Annotated in this window: 16 protein-coding genes and 3 pseudogenes; 10 read left to right on the top strand and 9 right to left on the bottom strand. The window is 69.2% G+C overall.

What is annotated here, in order from left to right:
• Positions 1-2,091 (bottom strand): DUF4139 domain-containing protein, encoded by a 2,091-nt coding sequence (locus tag OG844_RS11265; protein WP_406389749.1) that lies wholly within the window; start codon positions 2,089-2,091, stop codon positions 1-3.
• A gap of 158 nt (positions 2,092-2,249) precedes the next feature.
• Here OG844_RS11265 and OG844_RS11260 point away from each other — a divergent pair.
• Positions 2,250-2,847 (top strand): annotated as a pseudogene (locus tag OG844_RS11260) (IS5 family transposase); the annotation flags it as partial.
• Between the two features lie 26 nt (positions 2,848-2,873).
• On the opposite strand, the gene OG844_RS11255 reads toward OG844_RS11260, so the two are convergent.
• From OG844_RS11255 to OG844_RS11245, 3 genes and pseudogenes are all read right to left on the bottom strand, one after another.
• Positions 2,874-3,353, bottom strand: coding sequence for a hypothetical protein (locus OG844_RS11255; protein ID WP_406389748.1), 480 nt, complete (start codon positions 3,351-3,353; stop codon positions 2,874-2,876).
• A gap of 477 nt (positions 3,354-3,830) precedes the next feature.
• Positions 3,831-4,427, bottom strand: coding sequence for an RNA 2',3'-cyclic phosphodiesterase (gene thpR / locus OG844_RS11250; RefSeq protein ID WP_406389747.1), 597 nt, complete (start codon positions 4,425-4,427; stop codon positions 3,831-3,833).
• 100 nt (positions 4,428-4,527) lie between these two features.
• Positions 4,528-4,873: pseudogene (locus OG844_RS11245) on the bottom strand (DUF6228 family protein).
• Between the two features lie 34 nt (positions 4,874-4,907).
• Here OG844_RS11245 and OG844_RS11240 point away from each other — a divergent pair.
• The 5 genes from OG844_RS11240 to OG844_RS11220 all read left to right on the top strand — a co-directional run bounded on the left by OG844_RS11240 (position 4,908) and on the right by OG844_RS11220 (position 9,161).
• A complete protein-coding gene (locus OG844_RS11240; protein ID WP_406389746.1) occupies positions 4,908-5,351 on the top strand; it encodes a hypothetical protein in 444 nt (147 codons plus the stop codon).
• 133 nt (positions 5,352-5,484) lie between these two features.
• Entirely contained in the window at positions 5,485-6,051 is a 567-nt protein-coding gene (locus tag OG844_RS11235; protein ID WP_406389745.1) for a GNAT family N-acetyltransferase, read from the top strand.
• Between the two features lie 151 nt (positions 6,052-6,202).
• Positions 6,203-6,859 (top strand): TetR/AcrR family transcriptional regulator, encoded by a 657-nt coding sequence (locus OG844_RS11230; RefSeq protein WP_406389744.1) that lies wholly within the window; start codon positions 6,203-6,205, stop codon positions 6,857-6,859.
• A 38-nt stretch (positions 6,860-6,897) separates the two neighbouring features.
• On the top strand, positions 6,898-8,571 hold the full coding sequence (locus OG844_RS11225) for an acyl-CoA dehydrogenase family protein (RefSeq protein WP_406389743.1): 1,674 nt from the start codon (positions 6,898-6,900) through the stop codon (positions 8,569-8,571).
• Positions 8,572-8,804: 233 nt separating this feature from the next.
• Positions 8,805-9,161 carry a DoxX family protein gene (locus tag OG844_RS11220; RefSeq protein ID WP_351181566.1) on the top strand — a complete coding sequence of 119 codons (357 nt, stop codon included), beginning with the start codon at positions 8,805-8,807 and terminating at the stop codon, positions 9,159-9,161.
• Positions 9,162-9,301: 140 nt separating this feature from the next.
• On the opposite strand, the gene OG844_RS11215 is transcribed toward OG844_RS11220, so the two are convergent.
• From OG844_RS11215 to OG844_RS11205, 3 genes are all read right to left on the bottom strand, one after another.
• Entirely contained in the window at positions 9,302-10,438 is a 1,137-nt protein-coding gene (locus tag OG844_RS11215) for a PQQ-dependent sugar dehydrogenase (RefSeq protein WP_406389742.1), read from the bottom strand.
• A 583-nt stretch (positions 10,439-11,021) separates the two neighbouring features.
• Positions 11,022-11,234, bottom strand: coding sequence for a hypothetical protein (locus OG844_RS11210; protein ID WP_406389741.1), 213 nt, complete (start codon positions 11,232-11,234; stop codon positions 11,022-11,024).
• Positions 11,231-11,680: a MarR family winged helix-turn-helix transcriptional regulator gene (locus OG844_RS11205; protein ID WP_406389740.1), complete on the bottom strand. Its 450-nt coding sequence runs from the start codon at positions 11,678-11,680 to the stop codon at positions 11,231-11,233. Before OG844_RS11205 ends, OG844_RS11210 begins: the two co-directional genes overlap by 4 nt.
• A gap of 114 nt (positions 11,681-11,794) precedes the next feature.
• Here OG844_RS11205 and OG844_RS11200 point away from each other — a divergent pair, with 114 nt between their 5' ends.
• Positions 11,795-12,922, top strand: a complete 1,128-nt coding sequence (locus OG844_RS11200; protein WP_406389739.1) for an NADH:flavin oxidoreductase — start codon at positions 11,795-11,797, stop codon at positions 12,920-12,922.
• Positions 12,923-13,651: 729 nt separating this feature from the next.
• Entirely contained in the window at positions 13,652-14,206 is a 555-nt protein-coding gene (locus tag OG844_RS11195) for a GNAT family N-acetyltransferase (protein WP_406389738.1), read from the top strand.
• Between the two features lie 942 nt (positions 14,207-15,148).
• On the opposite strand, the gene OG844_RS11190 is transcribed toward OG844_RS11195, so the two are convergent.
• Positions 15,149-15,430, bottom strand: coding sequence for a hypothetical protein (locus OG844_RS11190; RefSeq protein WP_406389737.1), 282 nt, complete (start codon positions 15,428-15,430; stop codon positions 15,149-15,151).
• 293 nt (positions 15,431-15,723) lie between these two features.
• On the opposite strand from OG844_RS11190, the gene OG844_RS11185 reads away from it, so the two are divergent.
• Positions 15,724-16,464 carry a hypothetical protein gene (locus OG844_RS11185; protein WP_406389736.1) on the top strand — a complete coding sequence of 247 codons (741 nt, stop codon included), beginning with the start codon at positions 15,724-15,726 and terminating at the stop codon, positions 16,462-16,464.
• 271 nt (positions 16,465-16,735) lie between these two features.
• On the opposite strand, the pseudogene OG844_RS11180 reads toward OG844_RS11185, so the two are convergent.
• Positions 16,736-17,259, bottom strand: a pseudogene (locus OG844_RS11180) (pyridoxamine 5'-phosphate oxidase family protein).
• Positions 17,260-17,918: 659 nt separating this feature from the next.
• Between OG844_RS11180 and OG844_RS11175 the strand changes: the two are divergent.
• Entirely contained in the window at positions 17,919-18,467 is a 549-nt protein-coding gene (locus tag OG844_RS11175; RefSeq protein ID WP_406389735.1) for a carbonic anhydrase, read from the top strand.
• The last annotated feature ends 64 nt before the right edge of the window (positions 18,468-18,531 follow it).

Genomic DNA, 18,531 nt, shown 5'->3' with positions numbered 1-18,531 from the left:
TCAGCTCCTGCGGTTGCCGCCGATGAGGGCCTTGCCGGCCGGGATTCGGATCTCGTAACCGCCGTCGAGCACGGCGGAGCCGCCGACGGGCAGGTCCACCCGCCAGACGCGGGTGCCCGGGGCATGGCGATCGGACCCCTGGCTGTCCTCGCCAGTCGTCCAGTCGGCGCGTTCCACGATCCGGACATCCGGTTCGGAGGTGACGGGCACCCGCTCCCGGACCTCGAGGGTGATCGGCGTCGAGAGGCGGTTGGCCAGCTCCACATGGACGCGGTGGTCGAGCACGGTGGTGTTGTTGCGCAGGCCCGAGGTGGACTCGTGGAGGTTCGTACGGCGGGTGACCTGAACGCCCTCGGCAGGTCCGAGCCCGACCTGGCAGACGCCACCGGGGGCGACCGTGGGCAGTGCGGCGGTCAGCAGGAAGTCGTCGTCGACGGTGACCTCCACCGGGCCCGCGAGCAGAGCCTGGTCGGTGGCGTTGGAGAGTACCAACGTCGCGTACACGGTCGGTTCCACGGACGGCAGACACAGGTACTCGGTGTGCAGACCGACCGGGATCTCGCCGACGGTGATGGTGTGCCAGGTACCGTCCGACGGAATGTCGGCGCGGGCGGCGGGATCGAAGCGGTGGTCGAAGGAACCCGCCGACTCGCGGGGCCGCACGGAGTGCCCGGGCAGCCGCAGCGCCGCCACCGATTCGGCGCGGCGTCGGTGCTCGGCGGTCACCGCGTCGAACGGCGAGCCGGGGAACAACCGGCCCCTGCGACCGCCCGGCTCGTCGGGGCCGCACAGGACGAGGCCGGCGTAGTCGAGCTCGGACACGCTCGGCCGCGGCGGACCGGCCGCCGGTACAGGAGGTGGCGGCGGCAGTGCGGATCCACCAGGAGCCGCGGGTGCCATGGGGGCGGGGGCAGCGAAGGGCCGGCCCCCGGAACTCCGACTGGAACCCGGAGCCTGGACCGGCCGAGCAGCGGCAGGCATTGCGCCGGTGAAGGCCTCGGGGAAGGCCCCGCCCGCGCCACCTGGCACAGGAAACGCACCGGTGGCCGCGCCGTAGGCCTGCGGTGCAGGCGGCGGTGGCGGTGGCGCGACGGGCCAGGACGGGGCGGCGACGGAGACGGGCACCGCGGTGGTCGTGGCGGGGCGAGGGCCCGCCGCGTCGTAGCCGGCGAACAGGTCCGCGAGCCCGGCCGGGGGCTCGCGCCAGCCGGACGGCGCGGAGGCGGGTTGACGGCGTCCGATCCGGATCGAGCGGAGCCTCGGCAGGTCGGTACCGCGCCGCAGGTCGGCCGTGGCCAGGGCGATGGACACGTCGGTCCAGTCCTCGCCGGTGCGCTGGGCGACCGATGCACGCAGCACCAGACGGCCGCCGCGGTCGCCCTGACGGTGAGTGAGACGGTAGGCCGGCACCCAGACGGCGCCCGGCACCCCGTACTCCAGTTCCAGTTCGATCTCCGCGTCTGCGTCCACGCCTCCGTCACCGGCGCCGGAGGCGTCGACGATCACGAAAGCCGAGACCGTGGTCTCCACGTGTGCCGACGGCGCGTCCGTGGAGGCGCGGGCAAGCCTGTCCTCGGTGACGTCGAGCTCGTGCTGGATACGGCGTAGCGCCTCCTCCGACCCGACGAGGCGGGTGTGCAGTCCCGTCAGCCGCTCTTCCACGAAGCCGGCGAGCTCCAGCCACGCGTCGACCGGGGTGCGACGGTGCTGGTCCTCACGCCTGCGGGCCGGCGGGACCGGATGCAGAGCCCTGACCTCCTCGATCAGGCTCACCAGGTGCCCCCGGCGATGCTGCGCCGCCGCGTACTCGTCGCGCAACTGCTCGACCTTGCGCTGCAACTCGTCGGGCGCGGACGTGCCGAGCGGCTCGGCCTCGACCTCCACGCGGGCCTCGCTGACGCGGACCCCGGGGGTACCCAGAACACGGGCCCGCAACGACCCCGGGTCCAGCGAGCGGGGGAGTCCCGTCACCCGCACCCTGCCGCCCGGCGGGACACTGCCCCGGGCCAGGCGGCGGCAGACCGCACCCTGCTCGTACACCACCACAGAATCGAGGGTCGACCCCCACCTCTGCGCTGCCTCGGCCGTCATGTCTTCCGCTCCCCCCGGTCGGTGCTGGGCGAAGCCTACGCCCGGAGGCCCCGCCGATCCGCGTCGAGTCCCGATGCCGGTGGACTGCCGTGCGGTCGGTGCGATGGCGTTGTCCATGAACGTGGTTACGGCGGTGGTGGTGCCGGGAACTTGTCTCCCGGCGCTTTGCCCAGCGAAGCCGGGTCCGGGACCGGGTCCGGGACCGGGCCAGGCTGCACCGCGTCATCCTGGACGAACTCGGCAGGCGGGGTGAGGTGGACCGGTCGCGGGGCGCGATCGACTCCGTCAGCGTACGGGCGGCAAAAGGGGGTCCCTGACCGGACCGAATCCGACCGACCGTGGCAAGTTGGGATCGAAAATCCACCTCATCACGGACCGGAACGGTCTGCCGTTGTCGCTGGGGATCTCCGGCGCCAACATGCACGACAGCCTCGGACTGAAGCCGCTCGTGCGAGGGATCCCGCCAATCCGCTCACGCTGCGGACCCCGTCGCCGTCGCCCTGCCAAGCTCCACGCCGACAAGGGCTACGACTACGACCACCTGCGCCGATGACTCCGCCAACGGGGCATCCTCCACCGTATCGCTCACAAAAGATCGAGTCGTCCGAGCGACTCGGCCGTCATCGCTGGGTGGTCGAGAGGACCGTGTCCTGGCTGTCAGGCTGCCGACGACTGCACCGCCGCTACGAGCGGAAGCCGGAGCACTTCCTCGCCTTCGTCGGTATAACCACAGCCCTCATCTGCCACCGGCGCCTCGTCCGCACGGACGAGCCGAACCGTCACTACGAGGCCGCTCCGACGCTGGTGGCCCAAACACGCAAGGGCACGATCTCTGCCTCGGCCGCAGTCTGTTCCGAGTGATGGTGCACCTCAACCAGGTCAGACCGGGTGATGACGCCCGGCTCGCTGTCGGTCAAGAACCCTTCAATGATCCGCCCGAGATCGCCGGAAAGCACATAGGCACCGCAAAACGGCAACTCATCTGGAGGCACCGAACCGGTCGAGCACCGGAGCTGCACGGCCTGCTCGTCGTGCCACACATAGAACGTCGCCGCCCCCGGAAAGCCCAGCTCGCGGACGCGGTCCCGGATGGCGGTAGCGGTCCGTTCGAAGACAGCCACTACCTCGGAGACGGACAACGACATCCTGTCTTCGTCCTCCGCCCCCAGCGACCACGTGTTGGTCTCCCACTCCACTCGCCGGTTGGCAGGTTCCAGCATCAGGGGCTCGTCCCCTACCTCGGCAATCCATGTCAACAGCACCCCAGCAGTATCCCCGGGCAGTTCCGGTCCCCAGAACCGCCATAAGAAGCGGCGTCTTGGTGAGCGCCGACGGACGCTGCCGACGCTGTCCCTGATCGTGACACCGGGCCGGGCTCACGCGGCGGACGGCCACCGGTTTTCGACGAAGAGCGGTACAAGAGAACGAAACACCGTCGAACAGGCCGTCAACAAGCCCAAGCACGCCAGGGCCGTTGCCACCAGATACGACGCTACGTCTACCTCGGTACCGCAACCGCAGCGGCGCCGGCCATCTGGCTCGGGCGTAAACCACCGCAAGATCGCGCACGGGCCCCCGACGAGATCAGACGGGCTTGGCGGGCAGCCACGACCGACCCGTTCCCCTCGTTCGTCTACCGTGCGCCCCCTTGTTGACGCTGCGCTGCCACGTCAGCTGTGAGGCGCAAGCGGGGCGGCCGTCTGGTCGGCGGCTCGGGCGGTCCGGCCGGGCAGCACCGTTCAAGCTCCCCCGACGTCCCCGGTGCCGAGAGCCCAGGCCTCGATGTCGCGGTAGTGGATCGGTCCACGGCTGCGGCCGACATTGCTGCCGACCAGGTGCAGGCGTTCGGCAGGCCATCGGTGGCCGGCGAATGCGGCGAGCCCTGCGGCGATTTCCACCGCCGAGGATCGATCGCCTCGGCGTGCACGGGCCAATGTCAGGTGCGGGCGCAGGGGCCGATCCTCGAAGGCGACACCGCAGCTCTTGACCGCCGTACGCACATCGGCCGCGAGCATGTGCAGCGCATCGAGGTCGCCGTCGATCCCGCTCCACAGCACCCGGTCGTCGAAGCTGCCGCTGCCGCGCAGTGCCAGGCGGGGTGGTCGGTGGTGCGCTGCGAGTTCGGCGAGAGGCGAGCGCAGCAGCGGAACCGTCTCTGCCGGGAGTTCCCCGAGGAACGCCAGGGTGATGTGCCAGTCCTCGATGCGATTCCACCGCATCTGAGGGTGCGTGTCATAGGCGGGGCGCAGCTCTCGGGCGAGTTCTTCTTTCGCCTGGTCGGGCGGGGCGAGAGCGATGAACACGCGAACGGTCGCGGGCTGAGTCTGTTCGTTCACACCGGACTTCGTACCGCATCCGGACGGTCGAGGTGACGGGCGGGGTGGGACGCGGTGGGACGCGGTGGGGCAGGGCGTGACGCGGTGAGCCGGTTTGCCGTCACAGCTCACCGGCCAGGAAGTGCCGGACACCGGATGCGAGCGTGGTCATCTGCTCTCCGGCCTCGAGCCAGGTGGTCACCGGGGCGCTCCATCCGCCGACGGCGTCGGGCCAGGGGCGCACCGTCCAGGTCAGTCCGACGTGCCCCTGACCGGAAGGCGGCCGACACCGTCAGGTCGCCGTCATGCGTCTGCCAACTCCGTTCGCCGTCCCGTCCTCGGAAGTCCGCGGCGATCTGCTCGAGGAAGGGTGCGAGGTCGCTGTCCCAGGCCCAGCGCCCACTTCGTCGACGCGAGCGGTCAGGCCGGGAAAACAGATCGACGGGCCCGGTTCGGCGGTTGATCATGCGAGGGTAACCGCTCCAGCCGCCCGGAGGTTCCGTGGGATCCAGAGACGCCGACATCGACTTCACCTTCGCGCGTCCGACCACCGTGCGCGCCGTCCTGGACTCCCTGGCTGCGGCCGGTTGGTCCGCCGCGCAACGGGGTGACCACGTCTCGTACATGGTGAACGACCCGGACGACATGTACGAGTGGTACGACAGCGCGGCCGACCGTATCGACGAGGTGCTGGGGAACCTGGACGCGACGGCGAACGAGCCGTACACCGTGGCCCTCGGCATCTACCACTCGGAGGCGAAGACAGGCGGCATGCTCATGTTCCAATCCGGTCGCACGGACGTGTCCTTCATTCCTGCGATCGACCGTCGGCGCATTCCTGTGGCGCCGGAATTCACCGACCTTGCCTGGTACCTGCACGCGCTCGTCCCCGCCCTCGTGACGGCGGGCCTCAGAGGGTACGAGGCTCATGAGATCCGCTACTGACAGCGTCGCGCCAGCAGGTGGTGACGACGTGCGACCGGATTGCCCGCTCGGAGGCGGCCGCGACTCACCGCTACCGTGTGGCATTTGAGTGCATGGCCGTCAGTGCCCGCAACCGACTGGAGTGGTAGGTGCCATGAGTGAGATGTGGACCGGCGAGAAGGTGCGTCTGCGAGGCGTCGAGGCGGACGACTGGGAGTCCTTCCGTGACCTGGCCCAGCACACCGTGGACGTCCGCAACGCAGACCTGGTCGAGCCCCCGCGCTCGGACGGGAGCTATCGTTCCTGGACTGCTGAACGTGCGGGGCGTCCGCCGGGGGGTGAAGCATTCCGGCTGGTCGTCGAGGTGCTGGACGACGGTGCGTTCGCAGGGGCTGTGACGGTCGGAGAGACCGACACCCGTGCCGGACGATTCAAGACCGGAATCGAGATCAGCCGGGATCATCGCGGGAAGGGGTACGCGGCTGAGGCCACCGAACTGGTCCTCACCTACATGTTCGCCGAGCAGCGCCACCATAAGTGTGAGGTAGAGGTCTACGCATTCAACGACGCCTCCCTCGGCCTCTACCGCAGGTTGGGATTCGTGGAGGAGGGGCGGCTTCGGCAGCATGAATTCTTCGCCGGCAGCTATCACGACGTCGTGCTGTTCGGTATCACCGCCGCCGAACACTGGGCCGCACACCCCTACCCGGCTCTGCGGTGACCGCGCACTCGGAAGCGAAACCGGAACCGGAACCGACCAGCGGATGCGCTCCGTGTGCCGCGCGGCTCGTGGGTGAGGTGAGCTCGATCGGCGGCGAGCCCTGCGCAGACGGATGCTGGCGTGAAGATCTGAACAGTGGTTCACTTGTTGCATGGCCTACCGCAAGACACCCGCTGTGCAGGACCGCCTCGCCGCCGCCAGGGAGCACCTGGTGGAGCAGGCCACCGTAGTCGTGGCCGATGTCGGCTGGGCGAACGCATCCGTCACCGTGGTCGCCGCGGCGGCCGGGATGTCGGTCGGTTCGGTCTACCAGCACTTTCCTTCCAAAGGCGCGCTGGCCGTCGAGGTCTTCCGCCGCGCATCGGGACGGGAGGCCGAGGTGCTCGGCAAGGTCCTCACGGAGGGGGGCCGTGACCCGGTCGAGCGGCTCGCGCTGGGCGTCGGCGTCTTCGCCCGCCGCGCCTTGGAGTCCCCCGGCCTGGCCCACGCCCTGCTTGCCGCCCCGGCCGAACCGGCGCTCGGCCAGGAGCGGCTGGGGTTCCGGCGTCGCTACCGCGAGGTCTTCGCCGAGGTGATCCGCGAGGGCATCCACACGGGCCTGCTGCCCGACCAGGACCCGGAGGTCACGGCAGCCGCGCTGACCGGCGCGATCGGCGAAGTGCTCGTCGACCCACTGTCCGCTCCCGCCGAAGGCGCCGACGCCGGCCATCTGGTCACCGAGCTGGTGGCGATGGCCCTGCGCTGCGCGGGTGCTGCCACACCGCTCGATGCCAGGCCGGACGCCACGGCCGACGCCGGCCAACTGTGACCACGCCCGGGTACGACCCCCGAGTCCGGAGGACCGTGATGACCACGACAGCAGACGCCGCACTGCGCAGCGACCCCACCGGACGCACCCATGAGGTGACCAACCAGCCGCCACCGCTGGTCGGCCACGACGTCGCCGACGACGCCGTACTGCTGGAGGGAGTCCACCGCGAGGGCGCCGGGTGGTACGTGGAGGACCTGCACCGCATAGGCCGGCTGGCAGGCTCGGAGCAGGTCCAGCGCTGGGCCGAGGAAGCCAACCGCAACGAGCCGGTGCTGCGCACCCATGACCGCTACGGCAACCGGATCGACGAGGTGGACTTCCACCCGTCGTACCACGCGCTCATGGAGGTGGCGATCAGCGAGGGCCTCGGTGGCGCGCCGTGGGCGGATGCGCGGCCCGGCGCCCATGTGGCGCGCGCGGCGGGCTTCATGGTGTGGAGTTCGGCCGAGCAGGGGCACGGCTGCCCGGTCTCGATGACGTATGCGGTCGTCCCCGCCCTGCGCTCGGCGCCGGAGCTGGCCGCTCTCTACGAGCCGCTGCTGACGAGCCGGACGTACGACCCCGGTCTGCGTACGCCCGCAAGCAAGAGCGGCCTCCTCGCGGGCATGGGCATGACGGAGAAGCAGGGCGGCACCGATGTGCGGGCCAACACCACCGTCGCCACCGAACAGCCCGACGGCACCTGGCGGCTGCGTGGCCACAAGTGGTTCACCAGCGCCCCGATGAACGATGTGTTCCTGGTGCTGGCCCAGGCTCCGGGAGGGCTGTCCTGCTTCCTGGTTCCGCGAGTGCTCCCGGACGGCAGTCGTAACACCTTCCGCATCCAGCGGCTGAAGGACAAGCTGGGCAACCGCAGCAACGCCAGCAGCGAGCCGGAGTTCGACGACACCGTTGCCTGGCCGGTGGGCCGTGAGGGGCAGGGTGTGCGGACCATCATCGACATGGTCACGATGACCCGGCTCGACTGCATCCTGGGCTCCGCGTCCGGGACCCGTGCCGCGCTCGCGCAGGCCGCCCATCACGTCAGGTACCGCTCCGTGTTCGGCACCAACCTGATCGACCAGCCGCTGATGCGCAACGTCATCGCCGACCTCGGCATCGAGTCGGAGGCGGCGACCACCCTGGCGCTGCGGATCGCGGGAGCGACCGACCGTGCGCAGCGCGGCGACGCGGGGGAGCGGGTGTTCCTGCGGCTGGCCACGGCGGTCGGCAAGTACTGGGTGTGCAAGCGCCAGCCGGCGGCGGTCGCCGAAGCCCTGGAGTGTCTCGGCGGCAACGGCTACGACGAGGCATCGGGAATGCCCCGGCTGTACCGGGAGGCACCGCTCAACGGTCTGTGGGAGGGCTCGGGCAACGTCAACGCACTCGATGTACTGCGCGCCCTGACCCGTGAACCCGAGTCCCTCGACGCCTTCGGTGCCGAGATCGACATCGCCGCGGGTGCGGATGTACGACTCGACGCGGCCTGGCGGCAGTTGCGCGGCGAACTGGTGCTCACCGAGGACGTGGCCCTGCGCGCCCGCAGGCTGGTCGAGCGCATGGCGCTGGTGCTGCAGGGCTCCCTGTTGGTCCGACACGCCCCGGCCGCCGTCGCGGACGCGTTCTGCGCCTCGCGGCTGGCCGGTGACCAGGGCCTGGCCTTCGGCACGCTCCCGGCCGGCGCCGATCTGCCCGGTGTCATCGCCCGGCTCCCGGGGGCTTCCGGCTGACTCCGTTTCCGTAGACCCGGGGCGGGTCATCGACGCACGGGAAGCATTGATTCAGGCTCCGACAGCACTTCCGCCCGCGGTGGTGCCGGCGGACACCATGCTGCGTCGAGGCCACTGGCAGGCTCGGCTGCCCACCGATGTCACGAAAACGGGTCGATGGTTCGTCATGCAGGAGAGCGGCATCCCCTGACGGACCGCTCAGGAACGCTACGCACCACAGAAACGGAGAAATCGTGTTCGCCGCCTATGTCACGGTCACCATCCTCGGCGCGGTCTTCAACGGCGCCGCGGCCGTCACCTACCTGATCGGCCACGAATACCCCAAGACCCAGGCGGACATGAAGGGGCTGGACCGGAAGTGGGTACCGGTGCTCGGCATACTGCTGGCGGCGGGCACCGTGGGGCTGCTGGCCGGCCTGGCCGTGCCGCTCCTGGGAACTCTCGCCGCCTCGGGCCTCGTGCTGTACTTCATCGGCGCGATCATTGCCCATCTGCGGGTGGGGTCCCGCAACATCGTGGGCGGGATCGTGTTCCTCCTCACCGCGGTGGCCGCCCTGGCACTGGGCCTGGCCCACCACGGCGCCTGGTAACCGGGGCCCGGAGTCCGGCACAGAGACCGGACTCCGAGCCCGACCCCCGAAAACAACCCCAAGCCGGTCGGAGAACTCGGAGGTTCTCCAGCCGGCTTGGGCACTCGCTGCTCCGTCGGCGGCTCTGTCTCCGGTGACCGTTACGCCGGGTCGATGCGGGAGACGCTGCCGGCTATGCCGAGCACGTACAGCTCGCCCTTGCAGCCCTCCACCAATGAGACGGTCTCGCCGCCGTTGACTCCGAGGTCACTCACGCCGGTCACCGTGCCGTTCTCCATCTGCAGGGCGCGGACGGTGCCGTCGCAGTAATCGCTGAACACGTACTGACCCTTGAGGTTTGGGATCGCCTTGCCCCGATAGACGAATCCGCCGATCACCGAGCAGCCCAGCCCGTTGCGGTCGTACTCGTGGACAGGCGGGACGTGGTTCGCGGGCTCCGTGGCGCCTCGGAAGGGGTGGGTGCCCTCCATCTGGGACCAGCCGTAGTTCTCACCGCCCTTGCTGTCGGCGGGGGCCCAGTCGATCTCCTCCCAGTCGCTCTGGCCGACGTCACCGATCAGCAGGTCGCCCGTACCCGCGTCGAAGGAGAACCGCCACGGGTTGCGCAGCCCGTACGCCCAGATCTCGTCCCTGGCGTCGGGGTCGTCGACGAACGGGTTGTCCGGCGGGATCGCGTACGGCTTGCCGCCCCTCGGGTCGATCCGCAGCATCTTGCCGAGCAGCGTGTCGAGGTTCTGCCCGTTGCCGTGCGGATCGCCGCCCGCGCCGCCGTCGCCGAACGCGATGTAGAGGTAGCCGTCGGGGCCGAACTTGATGTCGCCGCCGTTGTGGTTCGAGTAGGGCTGCGTCTGGGTGAGGACGGTGCGACGGGTGTTCGGCTGGATCTTGCCGCCCCGTACGGCGAACTCGTCCACGGTGCTGGTTCCTTCAAGGTTCGTGAACGAGATGTAGAAGTGAGCGAACCTCTTGTCGAACGCGACGCCCAGCAGGCCGCGTTCGCCATCGGTGGTGGTCTCGCCGGAAATGTCGAGGACGGGCCCACCGAGCCCCTTGGGACCCAAGACCCTTACGGTGCCCGCACGTTCGGCAATCCAGACCGTGCCTCCGGGGCCGGCGGCTCCTGCGGACGGATTCTGGGCCGTGGCGACCTTCTTGAGCGTGACCTTCGCCGCCTGACGTGGGGCGGCGGGCTCGTCGGCGGACGCCGTGGTCAAGGCGAGGGAAGCCACGAGGCAGATGGCGCCGATGATCGCCGAGCTTCTGGTGCGAATTTTCACCGTTACTCCTAGAGGCGGCGAATGGGGAGGTCACCCGGCTCCTCGGGGGAGAGGCAGGTGGGGTCGCCCGCGCCACCACGCAACCTGGGTGGGGGAAGAGTGTGCTCCTGGCCACGGATGAGGATACTGGGACCGCGATGCTTGGTATAGACCAAGTCGCCGTCGGTCTGCCTCGGCACCGAACCGGCGGACCGACGACGCTGTGGCCGACGGACCGTGATGCCGGTCAACGGCGGGTCGCGAGGCCCTGTTCGCCATCGCTCCCGTTGCGCCGGACACGCCCCGGCCGCAGGTCACCGCCCCGGTGCGGGTGGGGCTTCAGGCCGTAAGAGGGCGGGGGTGGGGGCGGCGGCGGGAAAGGCGGAGGCGGCGGAACACGCGGTCGGGCCGGTCCCACAGGTGGCGGCGGCGGAACACGCGGTCGGGCCGGTCCCACAGGTGGCGGCGGCGGGGGTGTGGAGGGTGGACGGCTGGGCTGTCGGCGCTGGAGCCGTGGTGTGACCGGCGGCGGTGGAGCGGGTGGTGGGGCGGGGCGGTTCCATCGGCGACAGCAGCGGCCCACCCGCTCGCAGCCGTGCGATGGTCAGCTCACTGCGGCGGCGTGCGAGCGGGCCGTCGTCGCGTCGGAAGACGAGCCGGATGCCCATGCGACCGAGGTTTCGACAATGAGCACCTGGTAGCCGAGCGCGCGGGCGATCCCCTCGATCCGGCGCTGCTTCGCGGCTGTGATCCGGTCGGGAAGCAGGTCGACTCGGCCGCGGCCGTCGACGTGCGAACGCATCTCGTCCTCGGTCACACGCCGCCGCTACAGGTACCTGGCCGGGAAACGAAGACTGTTTCCAGCAGGGTGTGCAGGGAGTCCCGCTCCTCGTCGCTGAGTCTGTCCAGCCCCTCCTGGGTGGTGCACATCTTCGCGCGAATCGCGTCGGCGACGCGCTCGCCCTCCGCGGTCAGGAGAACGTTCTTGATGCGCCGGTCGCAAGGGCTGGGTTCGCGGCGCACCAGGGCGCGCTTCTCCAGCCGGTCGACGATCCCGGTCATGTTGGAGGCGTCGCAGGTGAGGGTGTGGGCCAGGGCGCGCATCGCGGCGGGGCCCCGGCGCAGCACGGTCAGTGCCTTGCCCTGGCTCGCGGTGAGGTTCTCGCTCGCTGCCGCGACCGTGAAGTCGCCGTAGTAGACACCGAGGGACACCGAGAGCAGCTCCATGAGCTGGGCCGTGTCGATGCGGGCAGTTCCTGTCATGGGGGTCACTTTACCCAGGAAACTTGACAATCTCAAATATTTAGATCTACCGTCTCCTTATTGCTTGAAGTTATCAACCATCAATATTATCAAGTACCTGCGAGGAGCACCTACGTGACCGTCACCGTGTCTTCGGCCCACCGTGCGGCCGAGATCCTGTCCCGGCCCGTCACGCTGAACGGCCTGACCGTCCCGAACCGCATCGTGATGGCGCCGATGACGCGCATGTTCTCCCCGGGCGGCGTCCCCGGTGAGGACGTGACGTCGTACTACGCCCGTCGCGCCGCCGCGGGTGTGGGCCTGATCGTCACCGAGGGGACCTACGTCGGTCACGAGTCGGCCGGGCAGAGCGACCGCGTGCCGCGGTTCCACGGTAAGGACCAGCTGGCAGGCTGGGCGAAGGTCGCCGACGCCGTTCACGCGGCGGGCGGCACGATCGTCCCGCAGCTGTGGCACATCGGCATGGTGCGCAAGCAGGGGGATGCGCCCTACGCCGACGCCCCGGCCGTCGGCCCCTCCGGCATCCGCGTCGACGGCACCGAGGGCACCGGCAAGGCGATGACCCGGCAGGACCTGGACGACGTCATCGGTGCTTTCGTCGAGGCCGCCGCGGCTGCCGAGCGCATCGGCTTCGACGGCGTCGAACTGCACGGTGCCCACGGCTACCTTCTCGACCAGTTCCTGTGGGCGGGGACGAACCGCCGTACCGACGCCTACGGCGGCGACCCCGTGGCCCGTACGAAGTTCGCGGCAGAGATCGTGGCAGCGGTCCGCGAAGCCGTCTCGCCCGGCTTCCCGGTGATCTTCCGCTTCTCGCAGTGGAAGCAGGAGGCGTACGACGCGCGGCTCGCCGAGACCCCGGAAGAGCTGGAGGCGATCCTGGCCCCGCTTGCCGCAGCCGGCGTCGACGCCTTCCACGCTTCCACCCGCCGCTACTGGCTCCCCGAGTTCGAGGACTCCGACCTGAACCTGGCGGGCTGGACCAAGAAGCTCACCGGCAGGCCCACCATCACCGTCGGCTCGGTCGGCCTCGACGGCGACTTCATCCGCGCGTTCGCGGGCGAGGGGGCCGCGGTCGGCAGCATCGACAATCTCCTCGACCGCCTGGAGCGCGACGAGTTCGACATGGTCGCCGTCGGCCGCGCCCTGCTCCAGGACCCGGAATGGGCAGCGAAGGTCCTGGCCGGCCAGGTCGACGGGATGAAGCCGTACGACGCGTCGGCGCTGAAGACGCTGAGCTAGTACTGCGACGCAGATCCGTCGGCAGTACAGGCGGCAGGGCGGGAGCCGAGGACTGAACACCGGGCGCGGCCCGGCAGACAGCTGCCGAAGGCCCCTGTCCGGCTTTACGTGGCGGCAGGCGGGCGGCGGATATGAGGTGATCCTTCGCGCAGACCCAGAGCGCGAAGGATCACCGGTTTTCTGGTGCGCACCCCCGCAGTCGGCCCCGAACCTCAGCAGCGCCGACGCGCACGAACGCACGCGCGGCGCGCTGTGCTGTCGGCTGCGGTGAGAGCCGGCCCGGAAAACCTTTCGACGGCCTTGTGGAGTCCTGACACAGTGGCGCACTATGCCGGAATTCGAGCTTGTGACGGCCGCGGACATGCAGTTGATGCAGGGTCTCGCGCAGCGTGTCACCGCCATCCGCCCGGACCTCGTCAACAGCGACGCGACGTTCGGTGAGCTGGCTTGGAACTGGGGCAAGGGGCACGCAGCCGACGGCGCACACTGGCCGCGTCGCCTGTGGTTCTCCGGTGGGGATCTGGTGGCGTGGAGCTGGGCCTGGCTTCCGCGCCGGGTGAGGCGGAGCGATGGGTCGGTGAAGGACGTCAGCGGTGCCTACCTGGCGTATCAGGTACACCCCGACCACGCCGGGCTGGTGGACGAGGTCATCGACTGGTACGACGGTACGGCGGAGGACGTCGAGCGTACGGTGATGCCGAGCGCCGCCGATGAGTTCGCCCTGAAGCGATGGGCGGCGCACGGTTATGGGACCGACCCGGAATCGCTCGGCGACGCCGGGTCCTGGACCCAGCTCAATCAGCGGGACCCCTCACCGACCTGGAACAACCTGTACTGCCAGAGGGATTCCGCTTCCGCACCGCCGGCGAGGCCGGGCCGAAGGCCGCGGTCCAGGCCCATCTCGACGCATGGGCTCCCTCGACGTACACGGCCGAGGGATACGAGGGCGTCCGGCAGACGGCGGCATATCGCGGCGACCTCCACATCCTGGTGGAGGCGCCGGACGGCACGATGGCGTCCTCGACGATCATGTGGCTCGACGAGGCGAACAGGACAGTTGAGTTCGAACCGGTCGGGACGCATCCCGACTACAGGCGTCTGGGGCTGGGAAAGGCCATGCTCCGGCACGGAATGCATGTGGCGCGGGCTGCGGGGGCCACTCGTGTGATGGTCGCCTGCTTGGGTGCGCCGGGTCATCCCCAGGCGCGCGGGCTGTACTACGGCGTCGGGTTCACGGAGTTCACGCGGGACGCGCCGCTCATCAGAACCAGGACCGCCGGCTGAGGACCGGTCGCTTCGGATAGCCCCCGACGAGCCGCGTCGGCTCGGGTGACGACCTGACGGAAAGGCACCCCTGCTCGAGCGAGGCCGAGAATTCGGGGGGACGGCGTCTTCGGCGTGAGGAAGGGGATGAGTGTGTCCGCGAGCGGCTGGACTAGGGGTGGATGCGTGGCTGGTGTGAGCAGACAGCTTCAGCGATCAGGATTCTGACGTTGTCATTCGTCAGGACTCACGGGTTTCCACCAGGTGAGGACGTCGTCGCTCTCGCAACGGACGAGAGCCACAGGGCGATGGATGCGCTGGTGGACGTGACACCGATTCCTTCCGACCTGACCACCCTCTATCGGGTCCTCTGAGAGGTCTCCTTGCCGGACGTCGGCAACGGGTACTTCATCCATCGCTCCTCCACGGTCGCAGAACACTTCCAGCAGTACGGCAAGAGTGTCCTGGTCATGGGTCACGGTGAGCAGGCGGTCTCCGCTGGGGCTCACCGCCAGCAGTACGGTTCTCGTCGCCGAAGCTCTCGACGGCGAGGCCGTGGCCGTCCCACCGTCCCCATCCCAGTGGGGAGCCGTCCTGGCCTTCGCCGATGGTCAGACCCCATCTGGCCGCGGTCCGGGTGCGGAACGTGGATGGAACCTGCTGCCACCGTGCGTGTCTTGGTACGGACAGTACTGTGCCGTTCGCGACGCCGATGACCAGCCATTCTTCCCCACGGTCGTGACCGGGGCCTCGTCTGCGAGAGAGCCGCTGACGCGGGCCCACATCCACGTGCCGTCCAAGACCGGCGTGTGCATTTCTGCCTTGCCCCACGCCTGCGCAGCAAGCCCTGACAGGAGCCCGGCGGCAAGCGCATCCTTGAGGGGGGATAGATCCGCCGCCGCGTTGCCGGCTGTGCGCATTTCGCGGGCCGCAAGCGAGTGGGGTCGGAATCGTTCGCGGCGTTCAGACGGTGTCCTCCGTGGGCTGGAGAGACAGCCTCACTTCGCCGATCACGATGGAGTATGAGCGGCCCTTCTCCACGGCTGCGCTCCCGTCCGTGAGTACCCGTGAGCGTACTTCAGCGGCACTCTTGTTCAAGCTCCGCTGTTCCGAAGGGCTCAGGCCAACTCGCTCCTGGATGCGCTCGACAGACGTGTTGAGGGCCTTTAGGGCCCCCGCGATGTCGCGCACGTCCCCACCTGCCGATGCAATCCCAGAAACTTCCCAGGACATGTAGAGACCCATGAGGGCAGGATATGACGCCGAGGTCAGCGGAGCATCCCAGGGCTGCCCCGTCGTAGCGACGTGTGATGACCTCCGATGGCGGCGCAGGAAACATCCGCGGAGGCTGAGGCCAAGGTCACGCCCACCTCTTGTTCTCTGGGGAGCTCGTCCGTGCCTCCCGGCCCCACCGGCAGGAACGGCCGCAGCCGCTCCCACTCCAGAAATGTCGGATCATCCCGCGCCATGGCGAGGCAAGGATCCGCCGACGTGATATTCGCAAGGTCGGGAAGATCCCAGGGCTTACGCTCCCGGGTATGACCAAGTTTTTCGCCACGGTGTGCCTGCCGCCGACCGCGCCTCGGAAGGTTCCTCAGGCCGTAGCTGCCATCATGGCGCCCTACGACCTCAACCTCACCGAGGAATGGAATCCGGTCGGCCACTGGGACTGGTGGGCCATACACTCCAGCACGGGCAATGCCTACCTCGTGTTGCCTCCGCACGACGGAGACCGCAGGCTCGTCACGGCCTCAACCGTGCCGCGCAGGAAAGCCAAGCTCGATGCCCTCGGGCCGCTGGAATGCTACGGAGGGCCTCGAGGGCTGCTCGACTTCGCAAGCATGCGGAAACGAGCGGTCCGCGCGCAGGACGCCCTGCTCACCGCTTGGAACGAGCTGACCGCGATACACCCGCCGGCCCGCCCGCTCACCGACTTCCTCGCCCGCCACGAGGCCGACTCGCCAAGGTACTCCCGGGCAGACGCCAGGGAAGAGCATCTGGCCCAGCCGCTGGTCCAGGACGTGGCTCAACGGGCCGTCGCAGGAGATCCGCACTTCGGCACGTCGTTCCTGCTCAACGACCCGGTCGCGTACTTCGCGCAGGAGCATGAGAAAACTCGGCTGTGGTCGGTCCGGTGCGCAGTGCCGGGCTTCGCCCTGGTCACCCTCGATGGCGAGTGGATGGACGCGGACACGGACGGGTACTGGGAACAAGCCAACCGCTATCTCGACGACCTCGACGCCCAGGCTGTCGTCCTCGACCTGCTCTGTCACTCCTGAGTCGACAGACCGGGCCCGACCCATGGAGGTCAGCCCGGGGGAGCCCATGGTCGTTCGGGCAGGCTCCGGGTAGGGCCTTGGTGCGTCGTCGTTCCGGTGGTTCCCTGCTGGTGCACGGGCAGATGACTCGCTGCGTGTCGGGGGCAGTTGGAGGAAGTCGGATGGTGAGGTGTTCGCGCGGCTTCGGCGGGTGCGGACCAGCGGGTGAAAGGTGGGCTGAATCTGCTGGGTGCTGGGCCTGTTGCTGGACGGGCGTCGGAAGGCGATGCCGTTACTGACCCGCCCTGGTCCAGAACTGACGCGGCGCGAACCCTTCGCGCCGCAACCAGTGTTCGGTATAGACGATCCGCTCTGCCTCGACCACCACGAGAGGTCCCGACGAAGGTTCGTCCAGCGCGCGCGACCGCTCGACGTGGTCGGACTGCCAGCGGAATGCAGGCCAGTAGAGCACGAAGTCGGGGTCTTCCTCCGACAGAACGCGAGCCCGCCCGAAGACCTGAGCCCCCCCCCCGGCTGCTGGCCTGCCCGACGAAGGGAGCGAAGATGCCCACTGACATCCGCGGATCAGCAGCGATGCCTTCTCATCTTCGGCGACGCGGGAGCCGTGCTGAACATGACGGCGAAGTCGAGGTGGAAGTACCGCACCGGCGTCGCGAGCGGCCCATCCGGGCCTGCCGTCGCGATCACGCACATGTTCTGCGACGACAGCAGGTTGAGTTCTCTCTCTTCGAGTCGCTCGCGATCGAGGCGCTTCCTCGGGGACGGGCCGGCCAGCCACTCGTTGGGCACAGGCATGATCGAGTGTCCCACGCTTCGACCCTTGCCTGTCCAAGCCTTGCTCTCATCGTTCGAGCGCGCGTCTCAGTCCGGTTCCGACGGTACACGGCCTATCAGGCCGATCTCCTGGAGGGTAACTTGAGGGCCGCGCAACCCATCAACGAGCACACACGTCCTACCACGGCCTTCGACGAAGTAGCACTACGCGATGGGTCGCCCTTCGCCCGATTCGGCCCTCGACGCGGTCACCGTGCGGGAACGCCCGACAGTTCGCCGATACGAACATCCTGATCAACGCTGCCTGCCCGGCGCTCGCCGCCTCCTCCGAGATCGACCGGCTTGTGGAGAAGCCTTCCCGAGCCGTTCTGTGCGCCGTCTGTGGCAACGCAGCCCGCGCCCGCTTGCGCCTGCTGCCGGGTCGCCGGCACCACGCTGAACAATTGCCCCTGGTCGAGACAGGGACGTGTCCGGGCGGCATCGAGGGGAAACCGATGAACAGAGCAGGACGTCGTCCGGATCGTGGAGGGCTGCCGGGCGGTGGTCTCGCGGACGCCACCGTTGCGCTCGCAGGGTCGCTGACGAGGGCGGCCCCGGCGGCGGCCGGAGCTTCGGCGAGTCCGCGCCCGACCACACCCACCGCAGCTTTCGCGCGGCTGATGGAAGGCAACGGGCGATGGGTGAGCGGAGACCTTCAGCACCCCGACCGGGATCCGGACCGACGTCAGCTCCTGGCCCAGGAGCAGGAACCCTTCGGCGCGATCCTCTCGTGCATCGACTCCCGAGTGCCGCCTGAGCTCCTCTTCGACACGGGGTTGGGTGACCTCTACGTGATGCGTACGGGCGGGGAGGCGGTCGGCCCTGTAGTCACTGGTTCAGTCGAGTACGGGCCCATGACCAGTGGCACCACGCTCATCGTGGTCCTCGGCCACCAACGCTGCGGCGCCATCAGAGCGTCGTACGAATCCCTTCGTGACAGAAAGCCGCTGCCCGGGAACCTGCAGGCGATCGTCGAGGCGCTGCGCCCGGCGTACGAAAAGGCAGTCGGGGAGGGCGGCGCCGACCCGGTCGAGGCCATGGCCCGCGCCCAGGTCACGTTGACCGCTGCCGACCTTCGCGACAACAACGACCTCGCCCCGCTCGTGGAGAAGGGCGAACTTGCCGTGGTCGGCGCCTACTACTCGCTCGACACCGGCCAGGTGGAGGTCCTTGGCGGCGCGCCTTCTTGAACCTGCCGGACGAGACGGACGGCAGGAAGGGCCGACTTCGGCGATGCGGTGGTCGCCCCGACGC

It is taken from the genome of Streptomyces sp. NBC_00887 (assembly GCF_045207585.1).
This window is presented reverse-complemented; position numbering and strand designations above follow the sequence as displayed.